At 32.4% G+C, this 3434-nt stretch carries 4 protein-coding genes; 1 reads left to right on the forward strand and 3 read right to left on the reverse strand.

Features of this window, described 5'->3' with window-relative positions; translation table 11 throughout:
* Positions 1–1781, reverse strand: a 1781-nt coding sequence (locus PHQ99_07195; GenBank protein ID MDD4289354.1) for a DUF559 domain-containing protein, incomplete at its 3' end; no start/stop codon positions are given.
* 654 nt (positions 1782–2435) lie between these two features.
* Between PHQ99_07195 and PHQ99_07200 the strand changes: the two genes are divergently transcribed.
* Positions 2436–2600, forward strand: a complete 165-nt coding sequence (locus PHQ99_07200; protein MDD4289355.1) for a hypothetical protein — start codon at positions 2436–2438, stop codon at positions 2598–2600.
* Positions 2601–2779: 179 nt separating this feature from the next.
* Here PHQ99_07200 and PHQ99_07205 read toward each other — a convergent pair whose 3' ends face one another.
* Together PHQ99_07205 and PHQ99_07210 are read right to left on the reverse strand one after the other, a co-directional pair.
* Positions 2780–3193 carry a hypothetical protein gene (locus PHQ99_07205; GenBank protein MDD4289356.1) on the reverse strand — a complete coding sequence of 138 codons (414 nt, stop codon included), beginning with the start codon at positions 3191–3193 and terminating at the stop codon, positions 2780–2782.
* Between the two features lie 55 nt (positions 3194–3248).
* A partial coding sequence (locus PHQ99_07210; GenBank protein MDD4289357.1) for a hypothetical protein occupies positions 3249–3434 on the reverse strand: 186 nt, incomplete at its 5' end.

Here is a 3434-nt window from a genome sequence, read left to right on the forward strand (position 1 = left end):
TTGGTTCGATATAAAAATTGGTCTGAAGAGTCTAAATTAAATGGAGGATCAATATAAATAGTCTGCACTTTTTCTTTGAATTTTGGCAGTATTGTATTTAAAGCTTGATAATTCTCACTTTTAATCAGCCAACCATCTAAAGAATTATCCAAATCCTCAAACAGGTTTAAAATTTCAATTTCTAGATCTTTGAAATATTTTGTATCTATAGGAAAATACTTATATTTGGGATTTAGATGTTTCTCGGTTAAATTGTTTTCAATAATTTCATCTTTGTTGAAGTTATTATCTATGATTCCCAACTCTTTCCATTCGTCAATTTGCTCATTTATATTTGGGTGCTTAATAATTTTTTCTATTAAATTCCCCTCTGCACTTCTTTTGTAGGGGTTAGTGGTATCTAGAGGGGTGTCTGCGTTAGCAGACGGGGTGTTCAATTTATTCTTTAAAAAATCAACCACTCCTTCTAAGTTTTTCTTCACGTCTAAATCGGACAAATGAATAATTTTAAGCCCTAGGCCTTTAAAATATTCATCTCTTCTTGCATCATATTCAATTTTCCCATCATGACTTAGACCGTCAATTTCTATAACAACACCTAAATTTTTGCAATAAAAATCAACAATATAATCGCCAATGATTTTCTGTCTGTCAAAATCTAATCCCAATAACTGTTTATTTTTTATCTGCTTCCACAATAAAACCTCTGATAAATTCCTTGCTTTTCTTAATTCCCTTGCTTTTTGTTTTAGATTTGGATTATAGGGTAATTCATTCCATTTTACTACCCCTGGATTAAACACCCCTTGATCCCCTCTCTCAGAGGGGAATTTTCCCCACCCTTTCATAGATGGATAATTTTTTACAATTCTGTCCAATGTTATTACATAGTTAGAGTTCCTCACAAATTTAGGCTTATTCCAAATTTTAACCAACTCATCTTCAAATTGACTGATAAAATCAATAATTTTAAAGGCGATCTCTTTTAATACCTGTATTTGCTTTATTCTTTTTTCTGTCCATTTGCTTTCCCCGGAAAAGACGTACTGATAAAGCCACATATTAAATTGCTCTCTTAAAAATTCCCGGGCATTCTTGTTGATAAAATAGTCTACTTCACTCTGTTTCTCAAAAACTCTAAAAGCCTGTTCTAAAATATCCTCATTAATTTTAATATCTTCTTTTTTTAAAGATTTTATAATCTCATTTATCTTGGTAATTCTTCCTCTTTCCGAATAAGAAACATTAAAAACAGGAACATTATCTTTCCTTATTTCTTTAAATTCATATATTACTTCTCGCTTTTCATTTGCTTTTTTATGTTGGAGATTAGAAACATCAAAGAAAAACTTATAATCACTCTTGTTTTCTGATTCATCGTCTTTCAATTCAGCTGGTAATCTAACTTCCAAATTTTTAAAAAGCCGGTCTGTTTTAACATAATAGAGCATATGAGTTTTCCAGAAGAGCATTACATCTTTATCATCTGTATAGACTTTTTCATAAACATTCTTGTGAATTGGGGTGTATCTGAAATAAATTGAGCCACTTTCAGAAAAGTAGGATTCAAAAAAGGTATAAAGTTTATCAAAAAGTTCTTCTCTAAATTCAGGAAAACTTTCTGTAGCTTTATTAATATTTTGTTGTAATTTTGGAAAAACGTCTTGTTCATAATATCTGGATTTAATGCGCATTAAATTGATATAACCGGACTCTCCTTCTACCTTAGCTCCTACAAATATATCTTTTAATGCATTGAAAAACTTTTCTTCTTTAGACATACATCACCCCAAAATTTATTTTTCTCTTATTAACATTAATACTAATGCTTTTATATTAACATATAATTCTGACTACATGCTGTCAGGAATTATTTAAAATTTTTCAACATAGCAGAGATCAATCTAATAGTGGGAAAATACTACAATCGTTACTATTTTTATTACAATAACTTTTATCATTTTAGCAAATTAGAAATGTAAATTGCAAGAGAAATAAGAATAATGGTTGTCAGTTTACAGTTTTTAGTTTTCAGACTAAGAATCAAGCTTAAGTGGATGAGATTGCTTCGTCGCTTTACTCCTCGCAACGACAAAAGGGAGAACACGCTGGGTATAAATGGATGAGATTGCTTCACTCCCTTTGGTCGATCGCAATGACAATACTCTAGTCTACCGGTCTTCCAGTCACCCGGTCTGCCAGTCCAGATAATTAACCAATTAGCCAGTGAACCGGTTTACCAATTAATAATAATGGTTTTCAGTTATCAGACTAATATTAAGAATTCAAGCTTAAATGGATGAGATTGCTACGCAGGCTTAAGCCTGCTCGCAATGGCAAAAAAGAGAGAAATCTGGACAATGACAGAAAATAACATAACTTATAGGTTTCACCCCCACCTTAATCCTCCCCCCTCAAGGGGGAGGAGACGAGAAATGGGAAATACTACCTCAAGGAAAAAAGTGAGAAAAGACTTAATCCCCCTCAATGTTAAAAAGACAAGAAATAGAAAATCCCCTTTCAAGGAGAAGGAAATAAGAAAGTATGATACTGCCTTCAAGGGAGGAGACAAGAAAAGGGAGAGCTCCCACATCAAGTAGGATGTGAGAAAAGAGGCAATTTGCTACTTGACGGGAAGAGACAAGGTGGGTGGATCTTTTTCCTTAAGGGGAGGGAATTAAATGTTAATCTGTGCTAAAATAAATCGTAAGAATATGTATTGGTTTTTGCTTTTTATTTTCTTTTACTATATACACGATACTCAAGACTGGTTACTGTTTCATATTGTCTGATAAATATTATCTATTTCTAAAGTAAAGGTGTCTTCAATGCCATTGACATTCACGGTGTAAGTCCCTGCCGATAGACCATACACATCTAAAGCAATAGTTTCTTCAAAGGGAGCTATCACCTGAATACAAGGCAGTAAAGAAGATTTTGTTTTAATTGTTACAAAGAAATTATTCCCTTCTCTACTTTGTATAATCTCATAAATTTTGGTACAGGGATTGGGAAGATTGCCACTGGCAACTACATGAACCTGTACGGGAAATGATTCTAATATCAGTATATCAATTTCAGTGACTTCAGCTAAATTTATTCTGGGTTCCACTGCGTTACAGCCAGGTAATAAAAATGTCATCATTATCAATAATAGTAACAAGATAAATAATGTGTTATTTTTCCTACTCATTTTTATTTACCTCCTGGAAAGTATTTATATTTTACTACTAATTGGAATTAAAAAACTACCATTCCCCATTAGATATATCATCAATTGCCTGGACAGCAAGTTTAAAAGCTTTAATTCTTCTTTCTAAAAGTGTTTTTTGAGGACTGCCTACCTTTGACTTAGCCCAAATACTCTCAATAGACGGTAATAAGCCATTAAGAACATAGCGAGTTTCAGCTAATTCTTCCAGGTTATAATGATG

Source organism: Atribacterota bacterium, from assembly GCA_028703475.1.
GTDB lineage: Bacteria > Atribacterota > Phoenicimicrobiia > Phoenicimicrobiales > Stramentimicrobiaceae > JAQVMU01.

What these genes read in the sequence shown, in the direction of transcription:
- PHQ99_07200 (MDD4289355.1), top strand. Translation starts at nt 2,436, where the DNA reads ATGGGAAATACTACCTCAAGGAAAAAAGTGAGAAAAGACTTAATCCCC.
- PHQ99_07205 (MDD4289356.1), bottom strand. Translation starts at nt 3,193, where the DNA reads ATGAGTAGGAAAAATAACACATTATTTATCTTGTTACTATTATTGATA.